20 protein-coding genes are annotated in these 19,900 nt (G+C 60.3%); 3 read left to right on the forward strand and 17 right to left on the reverse strand.

Annotated features, from left to right (window positions below):
• Window positions 1–29: 29 nt before the first annotated feature.
• The 6 genes from GA0061103_RS18840 to GA0061103_RS18865 all read right to left on the reverse strand — a co-directional run bounded on the left by GA0061103_RS18840 (window position 30) and on the right by GA0061103_RS18865 (window position 4,674).
• A complete protein-coding gene (locus GA0061103_RS18840; protein WP_092713752.1) occupies window positions 30–704 on the reverse strand; it encodes a 4-carboxy-4-hydroxy-2-oxoadipate aldolase/oxaloacetate decarboxylase in 675 nt (224 codons plus the stop codon).
• A gap of 96 nt (window positions 705–800) precedes the next feature.
• Window positions 801–1,637 (reverse strand): ABC transporter substrate-binding protein, encoded by an 837-nt coding sequence (locus GA0061103_RS18845; RefSeq protein WP_092713754.1) that lies wholly within the window; start codon window positions 1,635–1,637, stop codon window positions 801–803.
• A gap of 31 nt (window positions 1,638–1,668) precedes the next feature.
• A complete protein-coding gene (locus tag GA0061103_RS18850; protein ID WP_092713756.1) occupies window positions 1,669–2,439 on the reverse strand; it encodes an amino acid ABC transporter ATP-binding protein in 771 nt (256 codons plus the stop codon).
• Complete coding sequence (locus GA0061103_RS18855; protein WP_092713758.1) at window positions 2,436–3,194, reverse strand: amino acid ABC transporter permease; 759 nt, start codon at window positions 3,192–3,194, stop codon at window positions 2,436–2,438. The genes GA0061103_RS18850 and GA0061103_RS18855 overlap by 4 nt, the downstream gene beginning before the upstream one ends.
• Complete coding sequence (locus GA0061103_RS18860) at window positions 3,191–3,898, reverse strand: amino acid ABC transporter permease (protein WP_092713760.1); 708 nt, start codon at window positions 3,896–3,898, stop codon at window positions 3,191–3,193. Before GA0061103_RS18860 ends, GA0061103_RS18855 begins: the two co-directional genes overlap by 4 nt.
• Window positions 3,895–4,674: an SDR family oxidoreductase gene (locus GA0061103_RS18865; RefSeq protein WP_092713762.1), complete on the reverse strand. Its 780-nt coding sequence runs from the start codon at window positions 4,672–4,674 to the stop codon at window positions 3,895–3,897. The genes GA0061103_RS18860 and GA0061103_RS18865 overlap by 4 nt, the downstream gene beginning before the upstream one ends.
• Before the next feature lie 195 nt (window positions 4,675–4,869).
• On the opposite strand from GA0061103_RS18865, the gene nac reads away from it, so the two are divergent.
• Entirely contained in the window at window positions 4,870–5,823 is a 954-nt protein-coding gene (gene nac / locus GA0061103_RS18870) for a nitrogen assimilation transcriptional regulator NAC (RefSeq protein WP_208603528.1), read from the forward strand.
• Window positions 5,824–5,889: 66 nt separating this feature from the next.
• Here the strand turns inward: nac and GA0061103_RS18875 are convergent, their stop codons facing one another.
• The 8 genes from GA0061103_RS18875 to GA0061103_RS18910 all read right to left on the reverse strand — a co-directional run bounded on the left by GA0061103_RS18875 (window position 5,890) and on the right by GA0061103_RS18910 (window position 13,798).
• The gene (locus GA0061103_RS18875; protein ID WP_092713766.1) at window positions 5,890–7,095 is read right to left on the reverse strand and encodes a pyridoxal phosphate-dependent aminotransferase; all 1,206 of its coding nucleotides are present in this window, start codon (window positions 7,093–7,095) and stop codon (window positions 5,890–5,892) included.
• 46 nt (window positions 7,096–7,141) lie between these two features.
• Window positions 7,142–7,909, reverse strand: coding sequence for a 5-oxoprolinase subunit PxpA (locus GA0061103_RS18880; RefSeq protein ID WP_092713769.1), 768 nt, complete (start codon window positions 7,907–7,909; stop codon window positions 7,142–7,144).
• Between the two features lie 30 nt (window positions 7,910–7,939).
• Window positions 7,940–8,935, reverse strand: coding sequence for a 5-oxoprolinase subunit C family protein (locus GA0061103_RS18885; RefSeq protein WP_092713771.1), 996 nt, complete (start codon window positions 8,933–8,935; stop codon window positions 7,940–7,942).
• The gene (pxpB, locus tag GA0061103_RS18890) at window positions 8,932–9,639 is read right to left on the reverse strand and encodes a 5-oxoprolinase subunit PxpB (protein ID WP_092713773.1); all 708 of its coding nucleotides are present in this window, start codon (window positions 9,637–9,639) and stop codon (window positions 8,932–8,934) included. The genes GA0061103_RS18885 and pxpB overlap by 4 nt, the downstream gene beginning before the upstream one ends.
• Window positions 9,636–10,061: an acetyl-CoA carboxylase gene (locus GA0061103_RS18895; protein WP_092714378.1), complete on the reverse strand. Its 426-nt coding sequence runs from the start codon at window positions 10,059–10,061 to the stop codon at window positions 9,636–9,638. Before GA0061103_RS18895 ends, pxpB begins: the two co-directional genes overlap by 4 nt.
• Window positions 10,058–11,449 carry an acetyl-CoA carboxylase biotin carboxylase subunit gene (accC, locus tag GA0061103_RS18900; RefSeq protein WP_092713775.1) on the reverse strand — a complete coding sequence of 464 codons (1,392 nt, stop codon included), beginning with the start codon at window positions 11,447–11,449 and terminating at the stop codon, window positions 10,058–10,060. Before accC ends, GA0061103_RS18895 begins: the two co-directional genes overlap by 4 nt.
• Entirely contained in the window at window positions 11,449–11,889 is a 441-nt protein-coding gene (locus GA0061103_RS18905; protein ID WP_092713777.1) for an acetyl-CoA carboxylase biotin carboxyl carrier protein, read from the reverse strand. The genes accC and GA0061103_RS18905 overlap by 1 nt, the downstream gene beginning before the upstream one ends.
• Before the next feature lie 223 nt (window positions 11,890–12,112).
• Entirely contained in the window at window positions 12,113–13,798 is a 1,686-nt protein-coding gene (locus GA0061103_RS18910; RefSeq protein WP_092713779.1) for a Na/Pi cotransporter family protein, read from the reverse strand.
• A 383-nt stretch (window positions 13,799–14,181) separates the two neighbouring features.
• Between GA0061103_RS18910 and GA0061103_RS18915 the strand changes: the two genes are divergently transcribed.
• Together GA0061103_RS18915 and mcpU are read left to right on the forward strand one after the other, a co-directional pair.
• Entirely contained in the window at window positions 14,182–14,988 is an 807-nt protein-coding gene (locus tag GA0061103_RS18915; protein WP_092713781.1) for an MBL fold metallo-hydrolase, read from the forward strand.
• A 230-nt stretch (window positions 14,989–15,218) separates the two neighbouring features.
• On the forward strand, window positions 15,219–17,306 hold the full coding sequence (gene mcpU / locus GA0061103_RS18920) for a methyl-accepting chemotaxis protein McpU (protein WP_167376611.1): 2,088 nt from the start codon (window positions 15,219–15,221) through the stop codon (window positions 17,304–17,306).
• Window positions 17,307–17,391: 85 nt separating this feature from the next.
• On the opposite strand, the gene GA0061103_RS18925 is transcribed toward mcpU, so the two are convergent.
• Genes GA0061103_RS18925 through GA0061103_RS18935 form a run of 3 tightly spaced genes read right to left on the reverse strand, consistent with a single transcriptional unit; the run spans window position 17,392 to window position 19,702 of the window.
• On the reverse strand, window positions 17,392–18,777 hold the full coding sequence (locus GA0061103_RS18925; RefSeq protein WP_092713785.1) for an ATP-binding protein: 1,386 nt from the start codon (window positions 18,775–18,777) through the stop codon (window positions 17,392–17,394).
• Window positions 18,774–19,445: a response regulator transcription factor gene (locus GA0061103_RS18930; protein WP_015342375.1), complete on the reverse strand. Its 672-nt coding sequence runs from the start codon at window positions 19,443–19,445 to the stop codon at window positions 18,774–18,776. The genes GA0061103_RS18925 and GA0061103_RS18930 overlap by 4 nt, the downstream gene beginning before the upstream one ends.
• A 2-nt stretch (window positions 19,446–19,447) precedes the next feature.
• On the reverse strand, window positions 19,448–19,702 hold the full coding sequence (locus tag GA0061103_RS18935; protein WP_245304798.1) for a PepSY domain-containing protein: 255 nt from the start codon (window positions 19,700–19,702) through the stop codon (window positions 19,448–19,450).
• Window positions 19,703–19,900 lie beyond the last annotated feature (198 nt).

Genomic DNA, 19,900 nt, shown 5'->3' on the forward strand with positions numbered 1-19,900 from the left:
TGACCGTAGAGACTTCAAACGCCGGCCGCTCAGATACCTACGATGAGGCCTTTAGCCTTCAATACGGGCTCAAGCTTGCTGACTTCAATGACCGACTTGCCTTGTTTGTAGGCCTCGATGTATCCAGCTTCGGCCTCGTCGCGGGCCTGTGAGAGCCGCGCGACATCCTGCGCCTCCTCCTGGCGAACGATGACCAGTCCGTCGGCGTCGCCGATGACGATGTCGCCGGGATTGATGATCTCTCCACCAACGATGACCGGATCGTTGACCGCGGCGATCGTCTCCTTGACCGTGCCCTTGATGCAGACGCTCAGCGAGAAGACTGGAAATCCAAGTTCTCGCAGTTGCAGCGTGTCGCGCACGCCGGTATCGGTCACCAAGCCACCGATGCCCTTGGCAAGGCAGGCATTGGCCAGGACATCGCCGAAGGAGCCGGCTTCTTCATATTCGCCCGCGGAGACGACGATGATGTCGCCCGGCTTGGCGTAGTTAATCGCGAGCTGCAGCATGATGTTGTCGCGCGGCGCGCACTTGACCGTGAATGCCGGGCCGCAAAGCTTCATCCGGTAATCCACCGGCTTCAACCGCGAGGACAGCGCGCCGCGCCGGCCCTGGGCCTCATGGATCGTCGCGGGCGAGAATTTGGCGAGCGCCTCGATGTCGGCCTTGCTCGGGCGCTTGGCAATATCTTTGATGTGAGTCACGGAAACCTCCCATGGTTAAGCCGGCGGCGGGCGCGCCCACCGCCTGTTATCAATGACAATTTTGATGGATGGACTGGCCGGCCAAGCGGCCTGTCGTCAGGGGATAGGGTCGAACTTCAATTCGGTGATCGGGACGACCTTTTCGGTACGGGTCATTTTGTACTCGGTGTTCGGACCGAGCCATTTTTCCCAGATCTTGTTGATCTCGCCTTTGCCGTCGAGCGTGTGCAGGATTTCGTTGATCTTTGCGGTCAGAGCCGGCTGATCCTTTTGCATACCGATACCGACCGGCTCCAGCAGCATGGGTTCGTCGATCATGCGCATCTGCTTGCCCTTCGTCTTGGATTCGTTGACAAGCAGCGTCGTCGTCATGGTGTTGGCGACGAGACCGCGCGCCTTGCCCTGCTGAACGGCGAGATAGGCAGACCCGGTGTCCTGGAAGGTCAGCGGGTCGGATTTATTGAGCTTGATCGCCAGTTCCGACGTCGAGCCCTTGGTCGAGGCAAGACGTTTGCCCTCGAAATCGGCCTTCGTCTTGCCGGCATCATCTGCGGGAACGATGAGCATTTCCTTGGCGATGTAGTAGGGATCGCTGAACTGGATCTGTTCTGCGCGACTAAGCGTATAGGCAAGGTTGGCAACCGTGATATCGACGCGGCCAAGCTTGACTTCCGGGACGCGCGCCTCGACCGAGATCGGCTTGACCTCGGCCTTCACGCCGAGTTCGTTTGCGATCGCCCGGCATAGATCGACGTCGAAGCCGACCATTTCTCTGGTCTTTGGATCGGGCGAGGAAAACGGCGGCACGTCGGCATAGGTCGCGCAGCGCAGCGTCTTTGCCGACATGATGGTGTCGAGCTGATCCGCCCTGGCCGGCAGGGCAATGGCGATGCCGGAAAGCGCCAATGTCACGGTAAGATATTTCCAGTCCATAGCTGTTCTCCTTGTTATTGATTTCAGATGCCTAATGGCGCAGATCCGAAAGAAAGCGCTGAGCTCTCGGATGACGGGGGCTTTTGAAAAACTCCTCGGGAGGCGCGGTCTCCAGGATCTCGCCGGCGTCGATAAACCAGATCCGGTCGGCCACATCGCGGGCAAAGCCCATTTCATGCGTGACGCAGAGCATGGTCATTCCTTCGGCCGCCAGGCTTTTCATGACGCTGAGCACTTCGCCGACCATCTCGGGATCAAGCGCGCTCGTCGGCTCGTCGAAGAGCATGACCGGCGGCTCCATCGCGAGCGCGCGGGCAATGGCCACTCGCTGCTGCTGGCCGCCGGAAAGCTGGCCTGGATAGGCATTCGCCTTATCGGCAAGGCCGACGCGATCAAGTAACGCGAGCGCCTTGTCGCGCGCCACTTTCGCCGGCACGCCCTTGACCCGGATCGGTGACATCGAAACATTGTCGACGACCGACAAATGGGGAAACAGGTTGAAATTCTGAAAGACGAAGCCGATCCGGCTGCGCAGCCGATTGAGCTCACCGGCGCCCATCGCGGCATGAATATTCTTTCCCTCAAAATCTATCGAACCGCTATTGATCTCCTCCAGCCGATTGATCGTGCGGATCAGTGTCGACTTGCCGGAACCGGACGGACCGCAAATGACGACGACTTCGCCGCGGCTGACATCGGCATTGATGTTGTTCAACACCTGGTAATGACCGTAGCTCTTGCAGACCTCGCGAAGACGAATCTCCTGAGCGCCGTCCTGCGGCCCGGAAACTGGGGTGCTCATAGCTGCTCCGTGAATGTTTTTAGGGGGACGACATCGCTGCGCAGGCGTATCTTCCGTGGCCCGGCTCGTCGACGGGCAATTCGCCGTTCGACGCTGTTTGCGGCATGGGTCAGGCTCCAGCAGAGCACGTAGTAGACCACGGCGAGGATGAAGAAGACCTGGAAGGGTTGCGACAGAAGCTGGTTGTTCACCTGGCTTGCCGCGAAAGTCAGATCCGGCACATTGATGATATAACCGAGCGTCGTGTCCTTGATCGTCGAGACGAATGTCGAGATCATGCTCGGGATCATGTTGTAGAGCGCCTGCGGCAGGATCACGAAGCGCATCGCGCCGATGTAACTGTGGCCAAGCGCCCTGGCAGCATCCATTTGTCCCTGGCCAAGCGAGACGATGCCGGCCCGTACGACCTCGCTTAAGAATGCGCCCTCATAGATCACAAGCGTCACCAACATAATCAGAAAGCTCGGGACATCCGCCCCCGTCCATAGTGGAACGATGAAATAGCACCACAGGATCAGCATCAGCAGCGGAACGCCGCGGGTGATATAGACGAGGCCGGTAGCGGGCCATCTGAGGACTGCCCATTTGGAGAGGCGAGCCATGGCTAGCAATATGCTGACGGGAAACGCGAGTGCGATGGCAAGCGCTGAAAGGATCAGCGTGTTGGCAAGGCCGCCCAGCGGGCCATTGGGGTACTGGCCGATCAGCAGTAGCAGCCAATAATCATGGATGATCTTGATGATATCCTGGATCACGCGCGCGCCCTCCGTAGCGGATCGCTGCGCAGGGAGACATATGCGCCCAAGGCCATGATGATGAGGGAGAAGAACAGATAGATGACCGTACCGATCAGATAGATCTCAAAGGTGCGGAAACTGACATTGTCGATTTCCTTTACGGCATGCGTAAGTTCAGACGCACCTACGACAATCGCGAGACTGCTGTTCTTGAACAAGGAAACGCTGTGATTGATCAGCGGCGGCAGAGCATTGCGCACGCCCTGAGGCATGATCACGAACCGCATGGCGGAGATGTAGCCGTGCCCGAGCGCTTTGGCCGCTTCCATCTGTCCCGGGCTGACTGACCGCAGGCCGGAGCGCAAGTCCTCGCTGAAATAGGCGGCCTGGCATAATCCCAGGCCTATGATGGCGAAGATCGCCTCGGCATTGTGGTCGGCAAGCCAGTCGGTGACGCCCTGCGGCATCAGTGTATAGATCCCGAAATACCAGAACATCAGCTGCACCAGCGTCGGCACGTTGCGATGGTAAGAGACGTAGGCCTTCACGATCGGCTCGCCGATGCGAAGCGGCGAGACCCGGAGGGCAAAAAGCAGGATGGCCAGCGTCATCGCAAGGAGCCAAGAGCTGATATAGATGACGAAGGTCATCTCGATGCCCTGCAAGAGCATCGCGACGTAATCCGGATTCCTCAGGATGGCCGACAGATCGAACCCGCTCACCGCTTCGCACCTTCCGCATCATAGGTGGCGGCGGATGTCTCGGGCTTTGCCGTCTGCAGGCCGCCCATCACCTGCAATGTCGGGGTGATCTCCATATGACCGATATTGACCGCGACCGGCGCTGAAATCGCAAAGGCGATCGCATCTGCGATATCGGCCGCCTGCGGCAGCTCGAACCCGTCGATGAAGCGTTCGCGCACGCTCGGGTCATCACCATGGACGTGGTTGAAGATATCGGTCGCAACACGACCAGGGCAGATCTCGGTGACGCGGACCCGCTTGCCGAATGCATCGATGCGCAGCTGGTTCGACAGCATGGCGACGCCAGCCTTGACGGCATGATAGGTGGAGTTGCCACCGAAATTGTAGTTTCCGGCAATCGAGGAGATGTTGACGACATGCCCGCGGTCGCGAGCCACCATCCCCGGCACGACCAGACGGCAGATGTGCAGAACGGCGCGAAGATTGACGTCGATGAGGATATCGATGTCCTCTTCGTCCGCCTGAAGAAATTTCTTTGGCCGGTCAACGCCGGCATTATTGACCAGAATGTCGAACTCTACGCTGCTCGCAAGAGCGGCAATTGCGGCGCGATCCGTGACATCGATGACGTGTGCGATGCATCCCGTGCGCTCGGCCAGTTCTTTCAGGGCACCGGCACTGCGAGCGATCGCATGCACTTCGATGCCCTCGCGGCAAAGCCGCTCTACCACTGCGGCACCGATCCCGGAGGAAGCGCCGGTGACCAGCGCGGTCTTGTAATCGGAGAATGGCATTCTGATCCCCTTTTTGTTGGTGTGGACATTAGCGGAGCTTCAACTCCTTGCCTAAGACCGATTACTTTTGGAGTAATAAGCAAGTTTTATGGAGATGTGCGGGCCGCAAGCGAGCCGGTTAAAGCTGAGGGTCGTCTCCCTCACTTTTGCAGCGATGCGCAGGTTTTTCCGACATCGGCCCGCGTTGCAAAACAGATGCGTGTCTGCAAACATGCCCGGCAAAGACAGAACAGTACGAATGCCATGGATATCAGACGCTTCAAATCCTTCATCGCCATCGTCGATAGCGGCAGCATCACGCGCGCCGCCGATATCCTGCATCTCGCGCAGCCGGCTCTGAGCCAGCAATTGGCGGCGCTCGAGGAACATTTCGGCCAGAAGCTCCTGATCCGAAGCCAGCAGGGCGTCAGCATGACCGATGCCGGACACGCGGTCTATCGGCACGCGCAAATCATTCTGCGCCAGATGGAACAGGCGCAAGCCGATGCCGCCGCCGCCGGCAACTCGCTTGCTGGACGCGTCTCGGTCGGTCTCGTGCCCTTCAGCAGCGCCGCCACGCTTTCGGTCGACCTTCTGGCGGAGACAAGGAAGAGACACCCCGGAATTCTGCTTCATCTGACGGAAAGCGTCGGCCAGACCTATAGCCAGATGATCATGACCGGCCGGCTGGAAATGGCGCTGATCCACGGCACGGGGCCGATCAAGGGCGTGCGGTTCGAGCCGATCCTGAGGGAGGAATTCTACCTCGTTGCCCATCGCAATTTCGCGATCGATTCAGACCAGAAACCCGTGCCCGTCAGCGCACTGGATGGCATGCCAATGTTGTTGCCGCCGGCTTACAATTTCGTGCGCCGGGCCGTCGATGCCGCCTTCACACGCAGCCGCATCAATCTCAAGGTCGTGGCCGAAGTTGAGATCGTACGCACCCTGGCGCGCGCCGTCGGAAGCGGGCTTGGCGCGACCATCATGCCGAAAGCGATTGCCGACCGCATCGTCTCGGAATCGAGCGAGCCTCTCGTCTGCCGGCTGATTTCGCCGCGGATCGAGGAAACGCTGTCGCTTTGCACATCCGATCAGAACTCACTGTCGGAGCCGGCATTTGCCGTCAAGGACATCCTCGTCGAGCTGACCGAGCAGTTGAAGGTCTAGAGCTTAGAGGTGGACGCCAGTAGCCTCCGACCCGGAAACCGGATCGGAGGCGCGCGGGATTGCGGCTCAGCGCATATCGCGGCAGAACTCGGCAATACGGGCGCAGCCCTCGCCAAGCTTTTCCATGCTTGTCGCATAGGAGATGCGGAAATAAGGGCTCATGCCATAGGCGGAGCCTTGCACCGTCGCGACATGGTGCTCATCGACCAGCGCCATGACAAAATCGATGTCCGTCTCGATCTTGCGTCCACCCTTGGTGGTCTTGCCGATCAGGCCGGACATGTTGGGATAGATGTAGAAGGCGCCTTCCGGCTTGTGGCAGCGCAGCCCATCGACCTTCGACAGTTGGTCGAGGACAAAATCGCGTCTTTCCCTGTAGATTGCCGCCCGCTCCTTCAGGAGATCCTGCGGACCGTCCAGCGCCGCGATCGCGGCTGCCTGCGTGACGGTTGCGATGCCGCCGCTGTTCTGACCGTTGACGTTGCTGATAGCGGCAATCAATTCCTTCGATCCGCTGGCGCAATATCCCAAGCGCCAACCGGTCATCGCATAGGCCTTGGAGACGCCGTTCATCGTCAGGACCCGGTCGTAGAGCCTGGGTTCCGCATCGGCAATCGTGCAGAACTCGAACCCGTCATAGACCAGGTGTTCGTAGATATCATCGGTGAGTATCCATACATTCGGGTGACGTAGCATGACCTCGGCGATCGCGGCCATTTCCGCGCGCGAGCAGGCAGCACCTGTCGGATTGTTCGGGAAGTTCAGGAGAAGCCATTTGGTGCGCGGCGTGATCACCGCCTCCAGATCTTCCGGACGCAACTTGAACCCGGCCTGCTCGAAACAAGGGACGGCGACCGGGACGCCGCCGGCAAACTTGACGATGTCGGCGTAGCTGACCCACGACGGCGTGGGAATGACGACCTCGTCGCCGGGATTGCAGGTGGCAAGCATCGCGTTGAAGATCACCTGCTTGCCGCCGCCGGAAACGACGATCTGGCTTGCATCGTAATCGAGATTGTTGTCGCGCTTGAATTTTCGGCTGATCGCAGCCTTCAGTGCCGGCGTGCCATCCATCGGCGGATATTTGGTATCGCCGCTCAGTGCGGCAGCATGCGCCGCCTCGATCGCATGGGCCGGGGTCGGAAAATCCGGCTCCCCCGATGAAAGGCTGACGACCTTGATGCCTTTGGCGGCCAGTTCGCGGGCGCGCTGGGTCATGGCGGCGGAAGCGGAGATGGAAACGTTCTTCAGACGATCGGCTGTGGAGGGCATTGGCGTGCTCTTTCGATGGAAATGAAAAACTGACTACTGAAGGCAATCAGGATGCAAGTTCGGCCGCAGGCGCGAGGGTGGCGCCGGAAGCTTCGATTTCACTGCGGACGATACGGGCGAGCTCCAGCGAACCGGGCGTGTCGCTGTGGACAAGGATCGAACGGGCGGGCATCTGGATCGTGGTCCCGTCAATGGCCTCGACTGTCCCGCTGGTCAGGAAACGGCGCACTCGCGCCCGGACCGAAGCCTCGTCCTTGACCAGCGCGCCCGGCAGGCCGCGGGAAACGAGCCTGCCGCCGGCATCATAGGCGCGGTCGGCCAGAAACAGCGCCAGCGTCTTGAGCTTCGCGCGTTTTGCCGCCTTTTCGATTTCGCTGTCAGGCGTCACAAACACGACGAGATGCGGATCGACCGTGGCAATGGCATTCATCATCAGATCGGCGAGCGCCGGATCGCGATTGACCATATTGCCCATGGCCGCGTGAAAGCTGAAATGTCCGACGGTCATACCCTCGCTCCTGGCGATCGCAATCAGCGCGCCAAGCTGATAGAGCATCTGCTGCCTAAGCTCGTCCGGCTGGAACGGCATCTCGCGGCGGCCGAAGCCGGAGCGGTCCGGCAGACCCGGATGCGCGCCGATGCCCACCCCATGCTCCTTGGCGAGACGAACCATGCGCGCCATCGTCTCCGGATCACCGCCATGAAAACCACAGGCAATGTTGGCCGTTGAGACGATCTTCATCATCGCCTCGTCATCGCATAGCCGATAAGGACCGAAACCTTCGCCCATGTCGGAATTCAGATCGATCTTCATCGCTTCCTCCCCTGATCGTTGAAAATGCCGTCAAGCCATTGCCTTCAAAGCACGCTTGACCATCTGCGACGTCCGCCTGATATCCTCGACGTAGCGGGTCACGGCCTGCTCCACCGCGCGTGCCTCGGCATGCGTCGAACGGACGAACCGCAACCGGCTTCCGATCCGTGCCTGACCGAGCCGCCACAGATCGCATTCGATGACGCCGGCGATCTTGGGATAGCCGCCTGCGGTATTGGCATCGCTCATCTGAATGATCGGCTCGCCGCCGGGCGGGACCTGAACCACGCCAGGCACCACGCCATGAGAGCGCATCTCGACCGTCGCCATCGGCCTTATGGGTTCGCCGGAGAGTCGATAACCGGTGCGGTCGCTGCTTGACGATATGCGCCAGATCTGGCCCCAGAAGGCCTCACCTTCTGAGGCGAACAGCTCATGTTCGCCGGCAACGATCGCACGGATGGATAGCACGCCATCGACCGGAGCCGGAAAGATATCACGTAGCGCCACCGCCGGCTCGACCACAGCAAGACCAACTGCCGGCAAGGGGAGTTCATCCGCGGACGTGCCAAATTCAATCCGATCGCCCTTGACGAGCGCGCGACCGGCATTGCCGCCGAAGCCGCCGCGCAGGGACGTGCTGCGCGAGCCCATAAGAACCGGCACATCCAGTCCGCCACGGAAAACGATGTAAGCACGTGCGAACCTGGGCGGCTGCCTTAGCTCAAGGATCTGACCGGGTTCGGCAACGTGGGTGCACCAGGAAAGCAACTCCCGTCCGTCCAGTATTGGATTGCCGTCCGCGCCCGTGACGGCAAAGACCGCACGAGCCTCGAACCGCAGTTTGAACGGAAAGGTCTGGACCTCTATCGCAGCCGCGTCGTCATCATTGCCAATGAGGATATTGCCGATCCTCACCGCAAGAGGGTCCATCGCGCCGCTGGCTGTGACGCCGATGTCGCGATAGCCGGGGCGGCCGAGATCCTGAACCGTATTGAATGGGCCAGTTTCAATGATCTCGATCATAGCTCGATCCTTGCCGGCAGAAAGCGCACCGTATCGCCGGGCGCCATCAGGGCTGGCGTCGCGGAGGCCGGATCGAACATCTGCAGATCCGCATGGCCGAGCGAGTTCCACCCGTTCGGACCTGTCAGCATCGCAACACCTGTCTGCATCCCCCCGATCGTCACGCTACCCTTCTCCATCCTGAGCGACGGAACGGTCTTGCGCGGCATGTAGATGCGCGAATCGAGCCCGTGCAGGTAGCCGAAACCGGGGGCGCTTCCCAAGGCAAAGACGCGGTAACTCGCCTCATAGTGGATGCGCACGACCTCGCGGTCGCTCAAGCCGCAAAAATCGCAGATCGCGGGAAGGTCAATCGCATAGGGGCCGCCATAGTGAACGGGAATTTCGATGATCTTTCCCGCCAGATCGAGGCTCTCGGCCTTGTTCCATGCCTCAAGAAGCCGGCCCGTCACCAGTTCGGGGTCCTCGGGGATCTGCTTGAAGATCGCCAGAAGATTGGTCATGCCGGGGATCACTTCCGCTATATCAGTCCAGCCCTTCACCGTTTGCGCCAGAGCCCAGATCCACCGCTGTGCGGGCAGATCGAATTCGCCCGGCGCTTCGAGCAGGAAAGATCGGGCGCCGATGCAGGAGATCCTGGCCCGGCCCTTGGTGGCAGGAACGATTTCGCGCGACGATGTGACGGTGTTCGAGGTAGCGATCATGATAGCGGCTCGATTTCGAACAGGGGATCACCAAATCCGACCAGGGTTTCGGGCTCGACCAATTGCCTGGCCAGCAAACCGGACCTGCCGGCGGGAATGGGAAGCAGGACGGAACCGATGCGGATAAAGCCGATCACATCCTGGCTTGAGACAGCGCGGGGAAAATGCGCGGTTTCGTCGGAATCCGAAGGATGCAAGAGATAGAAGTGGCCCGCCATTGGCGCTTTGGCCACCGCCACCGGTATCGCCGGCTGAAGCTGCACATCTCCTGTCAGGCTGATTTGAGCATCCCCAGCCTTCGAAACCACGATGCGCAGATTGGCGCCCGGCCGCGAAATTTCCAGACCATCGACGCCTGCCGCCGTGAGCGCATCGGCCAGGGCTGCGATGGTCGAAGGGTCGCTAAAGTCGATCAAGCTCACGCCGCCCTCCTGTGCCGAAGCCATTGCTCCAGATAGTGGATATCCGTCTCGCCGTGGGCAAACCCTCCATCCTCGAACAATGCGCGCAGCAATGGCAGGTTGGTGGAAATCCCACCTATCCGGGTGGCGGCAAGTGCCTCGCGCATTCTTGTCATCGCGTCTGCCCGGGTGGGCGCATGAACGATCAACTTGGCGATGAGCGAGTCATAATAAGGCGAGACGCGATAGCCGGCATGAATATGGGTATCGACCCGGATACCCGGCCCTTCCGGCAGTGCCAGATCGGAGATCGTGCCTGCCGAAGGCAGGAAACTTTCGGGGTCCTCGGCATTGATGCGGCATTCGAACGAATGGCCGGCACATGCCACATCATCCTGACGCATTTCGAGGGAATTGCCCTGGGCGACCATTATCTGCGCCTGAACGATATCGATCCCGCTGGTCATCTCGGTGACGGGATGCTCGACCTGCAGGCGCGTGTTCATTTCGATGAAATAGAAGGCGCCGTTTTCGTAGAGGAATTCGAAGGTTCCGACGCCGCGGTAGCCGATCTGCCGACAGGCTTCCACGCAAGCCAGGCCGACGGGCTCGATCACTTCCGAAGAGATCCCGGGTGCCGGGGCCTCTTCCACCACCTTCTGATGCCGGCGCTGCATGGAGCAATCGCGATGCCCGAGCCAGACGGCATTACCATGGATATCGCAGAGCACCTGAATTTCGATGTGACGCGGATGCTGAAGGAACTTCTCCATGTAGAGCGCCGGAGAGCCGAAAGCCTGGCGAGCCTCTTCCCGTGTCAGGATGATGGCCTCGTGCAGCTCGCTTGCGTCCGGAACCACCCGCATCCCTCTGCCGCCTCCGCCGCCGGCGGCCTTGATGATCACGGGATAGCCGATCTCCTGGGCGATCTGCTCGACCGACGCCGGATCATCCGGAAGCGACGTATCCGGACCAGGCACGCAGGGCACACCGGCAGCAATCATTGCCCGTTTCGCCGATATCTTGTCGCCCATGATCGCGATCGAGGAAGCTTCCGGCCCAATGAATGCGAGGCCGGCTCTCTCGACGGCTTCGGAAAAGGCGGCATTCTCGGACAAAAAACCGTAGCCGGGATGGATCGCACCCGCTCCGGTCAGATGCGCGGCAAGAAGGATCGCATTTTGATTGAGATAACTGCCGGCTGCGTTCGCCGGACCGATGCACAGAAAGGTGTCGGCGGTCTTGCCGTAAGGCGCCTGCCTATCGGCTTCAGAGCAGATCGCGACCGTCTTCAAGCCGAGTTCGCGGCAGGCCTGCTGAATTCGCACAGCAATTTCGCCGCGATTGGCAATGAGGACCGTATCGAAACGTCGGCTTGCCAGTCCGGTCTTGTCGAGAGAATCCGCCATCATACGATCTCCGCCAGGACTTCGCCCGTCTCGACTTCACCGCCATCTATTTCGGTGAGGTGCCTGATGCGACCGGCCTGCGGGGCTGCGATCTTGTTGAAGACCTTCATCGCTTCGATGACGAAGAGCGTCTGCCCCTCCTCCACCATGTCGCCGATCTTAACGAAAGGCTCCTGCCCGGGTGCCGGCGCCCGGTGCAGGACGCCGAAGATCGGCGCCTTCACGGTGACGGCCGTGCCTTGTGATTTTCCGGAAACATCGCAGCCCTGTTGAGCGTGACCAGTTGCTGCGCTGGCGGCCACCTGCGCTGGCGCGAACGAATCCGTCGGATTGGGCGTTCGGAAGATCCGAACCGTGACATCTCTTTCCGTTACCGTGAGTTCGGTAACGTTGGATCGTCCAACAAAATCGATCAGTGTTTTTATCTTCGACAGATCCATGCGAGAACTCGGTATTTCGGAGCACCTCCCGCAATCCAATGGATAATGGCAGCGTTTGGCTGACTACTTCCCTACACGATGGCTCTCACGATGGGGTCAAAGGAACTTTTGATGGCGCAGCGCTGCGGCCGATAAGACAGCTGCAGCCAATGGACGTTTCGAACCCATATCGGCGTCCCGCATTCCGGCTCAGCCGTCCGCCAGACGGCTGAGATAGGTCTGTCTAGTCATGTGCAGTCACTACAACCGGTGGAGCCGGGCTCGGCGTCCGGCTCTGCAGGAGTTCGCCGCGCTCCTCCAGAACGGGATAAGCAGCTGCTGCGACCAGATGGGAATTGATCTGCTTGAGGTCGCGCAGAAGGTCGAGGTGAAGCGAGCTGGTCTCGGCGGTCTCGATCCCGCCCTGGCGCAAGCGCTGGAAATGGGCTTCCGTCCCCTCGCGCTCCGCTTTGCGGAAAATCACCTTCTCCTCTGCCAGCATGCGGGCGGCACTTTCATTCTGCGTCATGAACAGAGCAGCCGCCGTCTGGAGGTTCGACTGTAATCGGTCGAACAATCTTGCCAGTTCGAGCTGTCCTTCCTTCGAGAAACTCAAACCTCGGCGCAGGCGCTTTGCCAGGTGCGGCAGAAGGTTCTGGTCGAGCACGTCGCCGGCATGTTCCATATTCATCGAAAACAGCAGGATCTCGTTCAGACGCCGCCGGTCGGCTTCGCCGAGCTCATCGGGATCGATCGAGGTCAGATAGGTCTTTACCGCCGTGTTCAGGCTGTCGAGGATATTGTCCAGCGACCGCAATCGCGTCAGTGCCTTTCGATCCGTGTCCGATAAGGCAGACTTGGCGCCGCCGAGCATTTCCGAGAGCACATCGACCAGTCTCAGCGCCTCCCGCGCCGCGGCACCGAGAGCGACGACAGGTGTTTCCTTGGCCGCCGGATCGAGATATCTCGGGCGCGTCGGATCGGCCTCGTCGACTTTCTGCGGCAGCAATCTGGTCAATAGATCGGCATAGGGTCGCAACAGCGGCATGAAAATGAGAGCCAGGACGACATTGAAGGCGGTGTGAAAATTGGCCACGGCGCGGGCGCTGTCGCTATCGACCAGCGCCGACAACCGGGTAGCGGGCTCCAGCAGGCCGATCATCGCGGCGACGCCGACAATACGTGTCAGCATATTGCCGATGGGCAGTCGCTTGACGGACAGGTCGAAGCCCGATTGCCCTTCGATCAGGGGATTGATTGCAGTCCCGAGATTGGCACCGAGAACGAGCGCAAAGGCCTGATCGACATTGACGAGACCCTTGCTTGCAAGCGACATGATGAGCAGGACGACGGCGACGCTGGAATGGGCTGCCCATGTCAGAATGGCAGCCAGAAGCATGCTCAGCACCGGCGTCAAGGCTATCGCGTCAAGGACGTAGGCGAGCGCCTTCGATCCCTCATACTGCGTCATCAGGTCAAGGAGCTGATGCAGCGCCAGAAGCATGAAACCAAGCCCGATCATGACGCGCCCGAGATCGTGCACGCGCGAATTCGCAGTCCGGCGGAACATCAGCACGCCGATAAGGATAAGCGCAGGCGAGGCGGCGGCAACATCGAAGGACAGCACCTGAACGATCAGGGTCGTGCCGACATTGGCGCCCAGCATGACGGCAAGCGCCGGCACGAGATCCACCAGCCCGCCGGCGGCAAAGCCCGAGGCCATCAAGCCAGTCGCCGTGCTGCTCTGCAGGATGGCGGTGACGCCGATTCCGGCAAAAAATGCCTTCGTGCGATTGCTGAGCGCGCGGCCAAGAAAGGAGCGCAGATCAGGGCCGAAGGCGCGCTGGATACCGGTCTGGACCATGCGCGTGCCCCAGAGCAAAAGGGCGATGTGACCGGCCAGAGCGATGAGGCCGAAAATAAGCGCCATAGTGGTCCTCCATATGCCTACGATGCCGGGCATCAATATCGCGATTGTTTAAACTTTCATTAGCCGACTATGTTTCTTTGTCTTCGCGCCTTTTGCAAGGCCAGATTGTCATAAATCGATGAAATAAGAATTTTTACATTAAAAATCATAATGATAGGCTACCATGAATCCTATCATTATTCGTTAGGAATATCCATTTTTCCAGGAAAGGTCGGCCTGAAAGCGACGATTTTCTGTCTTCAACGAGATCGTCTGAGGGTTGTTGCGTCGCCTTTTTGCTTTGATCCGTCCAAGGTCTGGCCAATATAGCACAGAAGCCTCCACTTGCCGTGCGGCGGGTCCGTGGTCGCAGGTTGGAAAGGCAGACTGGCGGGGAGTTCGAAATGACGCATTTTATCTGCATCACATGCGGCACACAGTTCGATGAAGGCGACGGACCACCTCCGGCTTGCCCAATCTGCGAAGACGAACGCCAGTTCGTACCTCAATCGGGGCAGGAATGGACCGACATGGCAAGGCTCGGCCAGAAGCATGAGGTAATCTGGAACGAGGAAGCGGAAGGCGTCCACAGTCTGCAGATCTCGCCCCATTTCGGCATTGGCCAGCGCGCCTTTCTGATCGAAGGACCTGATGGCAATATCCTCTGGGACTGCCTCAGCCTTATCGACGAGACCAGCAAGGCACGGATCGTCGCCATGGGCGGCTTAAGCGCGATCGCGATCTCCCACCCTCATTTCTATTCGTCGATGACCGAATGGAGTGCCGCCCGTGGCGGAGTGCCGATCCATATCCACGCCGACGATGGTGAATGGGTGCAAAGGCGCGATGCGACGCTACGTCCATGGACAGGCGAGACGCTGTCGATTGGCCAGGCGACCATGATCCGCTGTGGCGGCCATTTCGACGGCAGTTCCGTGCTCCATTGCCCCTGGCTCGAAGGCGGCCGCGGCGCACTCTTCGTCGGCGACACGATGCAGGTGACCATGGACCGCAAGTTCGTCAGCTTCATGCGCAGTTACCCGAACCTCATTCCGCTCGATGCCAAGGCCGTGACGGCGATATCGGAAGCCGTCCGACCCTATCGTTTCGAAGCCATCTACGGCGCATTCCCCGGCCGAACGGTCGAGAGCGGCGGCAACCGCGTGGTGGAACGTTCTACGGAGAGATACCTGAAGGCGATCGTAAGTTGAGGTTTCAATGAGCTATGGATACCGTCTCCACTGCCCGCCCCTTCTGCAACGCCTGGGTCGATCATGATTAAATGCAACTTAACGCTTCTCAAGCATATCTGACCGCATGTCTCGTCAAGACATACGCGGCGCCATGACGGCATTTGCTGGAATGACCATGACGTTTGGCCATCCGGCGCGTCGGCTTCTTCAGTCATCGGCGCGCTGGATCACCGTAAAGGACCGATCCCGTGCAAACCCGTTTCAATTTGATGACGAAGATTTTGGTGGTGGCATCTCTGGTCGTCATCGCCGCCCTCTCTGGTTTTTCAATTTACATAGACAGCCTTCAGCGCACCGCCGCCAGCGAGGCGGTCAAGGGAGAGATCGAATCCTCCGGCCTTCAGGCGTCGCAGAGTATTTCGAACTGGCTGGGCGCACGCGTCATGCTGACCGAACTTGCCGCCAATGCCGCCGCCAAGGCTGGAAATCCGGCCGGCATCAGCAGCGCCTTCGACAATCCCGTTCTGCTGCGCGAATTCATGTCCACCTATGTCGGCGACGAGCAAGGTGTTTTCACCAGCGTTCCCAACCAGCCGCTTCCGGCGGATTACGACCCGCGCAAGCGGCCCTGGTACAAGGATGCCGTGAAAGCCGACAAGCTGGTCCTGACCGATCCCTATAATGACGCCTCGACGGGTAACCTCATCATCAGCGCCGCCATGCCGGTCAAGCACGACGGCAAGCTGTTCGGCGTTGCCGCCAGCGATTTCTCGCTCGGCTCGCTCGTCTCCATGATCAAGTCGGTCACCATGGGCGGCAAAGGTTCGGCATTCCTGGTAAAGAGCGATGGGACCATTCTTGTCCATCAGGATCAGCAGCTGGTCACCAAGAAGCTCGCTGATGCCTTTCCGCAGGCAACGCCCGTGATCGGCTCCGGCATTTCCGAAACGACCTTCAACGGCAAGCCCGTCCTTGTCAGCTTCCTGCCGGTTCAGGGCTTGCCGCGTGCCGACTGGTATCTCGGTGTGCAGATAGACCGCGATGCCGCATTTGCCGGTGTTTCCAAGTTCCGGATCGCTGCTGCCGCCGCAACCGTTATCGGCGTCATCGCTCTGATCGCCGTTTTGGCGGTGCTGCTATCAAGATTGGTGGTCCGCCCGGTCCTGCAGATGACGAGCGCCATGGGCACGCTTGCCGGCGGTGATGTCTCCGCCGAAATTCCGGGAACAGACCGCAGGGATGAGCTCGGACGCATGGCCGCGGCAGTTGCCGTCTTCAGGGACAACATGATCCAGCGCGGCCGCCTTGCGAAGGAGGCCGAAGATACGCGGATGCTGAGCGAGCAAGAGCGGCGCGACCGCGAAGCCCTCAAGGCCAGTGAGGAGGAGCAGATCGCTTCCGCCGTGCAGTCGCTCGCCGACGGGCTTGGCCGTCTTGCAAATGGCGATCTCGTCCACCGCATCAGCGTTCCCTTTGCCGGTGACCTCGACCGCCTACGGACCGACTTCAATACGTCGGTCGCACGGCTCCACGACGCCATGGCGACCGTCGGGCGCAATGCCCGGGCAATCGACACGGGTGCGGGAGAAATCCGTGCTGCTGCGGATAATCTTGCACGCCGCACCGAACAGCAGGCCGCTTCCGTCGAGGAGACTGCGGCAGCCCTCGAAGAAATCACGACAACGGTCAAGGATAGCGCCCGTCGAGCGGAAGAGGTCGGCCAGCTCGTCACGCGTGCTCGCGGCGGAGCGGAAAAATCCGGCGAGATCGTCGAAAAAGCGGTCGGCGCCATGAATATGATCGAAAAATCCTCCGGCGAAATCTCCAACATCATCGGCGTCATCGACGATATCGCCTTCCAGACCAATCTTCTGGCCCTGAATGCCGGTGTCGAAGCGGCACGTGCCGGCGAAGCGGGCAAGGGCTTTGCCGTGGTCGCGCAGGAAGTCCGCGAGCTCGCACAGCGCTCCGCACAGGCGGCCAAGGAGATCAAGTCCCTGATCACCGCCTCCGGCGAGCAGGTGAAGAACGGCGTTACCCTCGTCAACCAGACGGGCGAAGCGCTCGAGGTGATCGTGCGGGAGGTTCAGGAGATCAACCGCAACATCGAAGCGATCGTGCGAGCCTCGCGCGAACAGTCGACCGGACTGCAGGAGATCAACACGGCAGTCAACACCATGGATCAGGGCACGCAGCAGAATGCCGCCATGGTCGAGCAACAGACGGCCGCAAGCCACGGCCTGGCATCGGAAGCCGCGACCTTGAACGAGCTGCTCGCACAGTTTCGCATTGCCGAGCAGGCCGTTAACGAAACACGCACCCGCCGCGCTGCCTGAGGCGGCAAGATCCAAACTGCAATCCGTCCGCCTGCCTTGCGAAAGCAAGAAGGCGGGCGGCAATGCTTGAGCTGAATGTCGCGAACTAGTTTTCCAGCGCCGCCTGCTTGTCTTTGACCAACCGCGTCGGCAAAATGACGGTGACGGACAGACCCCCGAGGCTGGAGCGGGCGAGCGTCAGCTTGCCGTCATAGGCTTCAACCAGATCCTTGGCGATCGCCAGGCCGAAGCCGGTTCCGGCAATGCTTTCGTCCAACCGTCTGCCGCGCCGGATGAAAGCCATTTCCGCATCTTCGGGCAGACCCGGACCATCGTCCTCTATGCACAGTTCCACCCCCTCGGGCAACTGCGACAAGCGAACCTGGACCTTGCCGGCCGTCCATTTCCTGGCATTGTCGATCAGATTGCCGGTGATGTCGGCAAAATCCGCCTCGTCGATCGCCAGCCACATCTCGGGCGGCGCCATAAGTTCGAAATCGATTTTCCGCTCGGCCGAGAGACGCCGCATGACCGAGATGATCTTCTGGAGATCGGCGCTGGCATCCATGACGCCGACGGTATGGGCGGCGGCCAGGCTTGCGCGGGTTTGAGCAAGCGTTCGCTTGATCTGCGCCTCCATCCGGCTGACCTCCGTCTGGATCGCCGCAGCCCGCTCCGACATGCCCTCCTCGGAGAGAATGCGCGCCGTCGCCTCTAGCGCCGCGAGCGGGGTCTTCAGACCATGCGCCAGATCGCCAGCGCGGGCACGCGCCTGCGTCAACTGCGTCTCACGGGATGCGAGCAGGCCGTTCAGATCGTCCACGAGAGGCTGGACTTCTCGCGGAAACTGACCGGTGATCTTGCGCGCGGATCGCTCCTGCACTGCCATCAATGCTGCACGCAGGTCGTTGAGCGGCCGCAGCCCGTATCGCAGAAAGGCAATGACGGCCACGATGAGAGCGGCTGACAGCACTCCGAGGGATGGCGCCATGGCGTAGAAGAAACGCCAGCGCGCCGGCGCGAGCTCGCGATTGTCGAGCGCCATCAAGATATCGACCATCTGATCGCCCGTGGCCGAAGGGATGGAGATGGAACGTTCGACGGCAAGAAGATGACTGCCATTCGGTCCCTTCATATCCGTTGCCCGGCCGGCATCGCGAGGGCGGGAACGAAGCCAGGGCAGATTCTGCTCCCAGAGGGATTGCGAGCGCAGCTCCACATTGCCGTTGCGGCCGACCTGCCAATAGAAACCGCCATTCGGGATGCCGAAACGGGAATCCGTCGGCGTATCGTCGAGAAAGAGCTGGTTGGACGTATTGATATCCACCGCGGCCAAGAGAACGCGCAATTCCTCGTCTATCTCAGAGAGGGCAAGCGCCCTGACGGCCAAGCCGGAAATGGCATTGATGCCGACGCCTGCCAGAAAGGTTGCGACGATGATTGCCACCGCAGACCCCAGCAGCAACCGCCCCCGCAGCGAAAACGGCGTCATGATGGCGGCGCCTCGCGCGGAATGATATAGCCCTGGCCGCGCCGGGTCTCGATGACGGTACCATCAAACTTGCGGCGCAGGCGTGCGACGACGACTTCAAGCGCGTTCGACAGAAGCTCCGTCTCTTCGTCATAGATGCTGTCGGCGATCTGCGTTCGGGAAAGCACTGTGCCGGCATTGTGCATCAGATAGGCAAGAAGCCGGTATTCGAGCGCCGTCACCTGCACCGGCTGGCCGCGGAACGAAACGGTACGTTGGCGCGTGTCGAGTTCCAGCACGCCGTTGGAAAGGATCGGAGAGGATTGTCCGGCGGCGCGGCGCATCAGCGCGCGCACGCGGGCTAGAAGTTCTTCCATGCGGAAAGGCTTCGTCAGATAGTCGTCTGCACCCGCATCCATGCCGTCGACCTTGTCGCGCCAGCCGTCTCGCGCGGTCAATATGATGACAGGCATGCCGCGGCGTTCTGCACGCCAGCGTCGCAGCACCGTCAGGCCATCCAGCTTGGGAAGTCCGAGATCGAGGATGACAAGATCGAAATGCTCGATATCGCCGCGATACCAAGCCTCCTCGCCGTTGCTCACGGTCGAGACGACATAATGCTGATCCTCCAGGCAGCGGCGCATGTCCGCCACAATACTGGGCTCATCCTCAGCAATCAGAATGCGCATTTTCAGCGTCTCTCGATCACGGCGAGTGTTGCACCGTCGAGCACTATGTCACCACGTTTGCCATCCGGCTTCAATACGCGCACGGCATAAGCCTGACGTCCAGCCCGGCGAACCCGCTTGATTCGCAGTACCTTTCCCGGCATTTCACGCGCGACGACCGCGTAAATCTCGCGCAGCGGCCGCAAGGTGCCGGCATCTTCGACCAGAACACTGCTATGCGAACGAGCTAATGCTTCCACACCTGGCGAAGTCAACAAAGCCGTCACCAAGAGAACGGACAGCCAGCGGGGCCAGCCGGCTCTTCGCCCGAATATGCGCAACGATATCAATCCTTCTTCCGAGATGGCACGCAGGGCTCGCCCCACGCCGATCCAAACATAGCTTTCCCAACATTACAATTCCCTGACAGCGCCCGTAAGAGAGCTGCAAATTGAAAGGTGTATAAGCATTGATAG

Origin of the sequence: Martinezella multihospitum (assembly GCF_900094585.1) — a bacterium.
GTDB lineage: Bacteria > Pseudomonadota > Alphaproteobacteria > Rhizobiales > Rhizobiaceae > Rhizobium > Rhizobium multihospitium.

Bases quoted from the DNA above. Each gene is read 5' to 3' on its own strand.
- GA0061103_RS18925 (WP_092713785.1), bottom strand. From the start codon at position 18,777: ATGACGCCGTTTTCGCTGCGGGGGCGGTTGCTGCTGGGGTCTGCGGTG.
- GA0061103_RS18885 (WP_092713771.1), bottom strand. From the start codon at position 8,935: ATGATCGAGATCATTGAAACTGGCCCATTCAATACGGTTCAGGATCTC.
- nac (WP_208603528.1), top strand. From the start codon at position 4,870: ATGCGTGTCTGCAAACATGCCCGGCAAAGACAGAACAGTACGAATGCC.
- GA0061103_RS18875 (WP_092713766.1), bottom strand. From the start codon at position 7,095: ATGCCCTCCACAGCCGATCGTCTGAAGAACGTTTCCATCTCCGCTTCC.
- GA0061103_RS18865 (WP_092713762.1), bottom strand. From the start codon at position 4,674: ATGCCATTCTCCGATTACAAGACCGCGCTGGTCACCGGCGCTTCCTCC.
- GA0061103_RS18910 (WP_092713779.1), bottom strand. From the start codon at position 13,798: ATGGCGCTTATTTTCGGCCTCATCGCTCTGGCCGGTCACATCGCCCTT.
- accC (WP_092713775.1), bottom strand. From the start codon at position 11,449: ATGGCGGATTCTCTCGACAAGACCGGACTGGCAAGCCGACGTTTCGAT.
- GA0061103_RS18915 (WP_092713781.1), top strand. From the start codon at position 14,182: ATGACGCATTTTATCTGCATCACATGCGGCACACAGTTCGATGAAGGC.
- GA0061103_RS18850 (WP_092713756.1), bottom strand. From the start codon at position 2,439: ATGAGCACCCCAGTTTCCGGGCCGCAGGACGGCGCTCAGGAGATTCGT.
- GA0061103_RS18905 (WP_092713777.1), bottom strand. From the start codon at position 11,889: ATGGATCTGTCGAAGATAAAAACACTGATCGATTTTGTTGGACGATCC.
- GA0061103_RS18930 (WP_015342375.1), bottom strand. From the start codon at position 19,445: ATGCGCATTCTGATTGCTGAGGATGAGCCCAGTATTGTGGCGGACATG.
- GA0061103_RS18880 (WP_092713769.1), bottom strand. From the start codon at position 7,909: ATGAAGATCGATCTGAATTCCGACATGGGCGAAGGTTTCGGTCCTTAT.
- GA0061103_RS18845 (WP_092713754.1), bottom strand. From the start codon at position 1,637: ATGGACTGGAAATATCTTACCGTGACATTGGCGCTTTCCGGCATCGCC.
- pxpB (WP_092713773.1), bottom strand. From the start codon at position 9,639: ATGATCGCTACCTCGAACACCGTCACATCGTCGCGCGAAATCGTTCCT.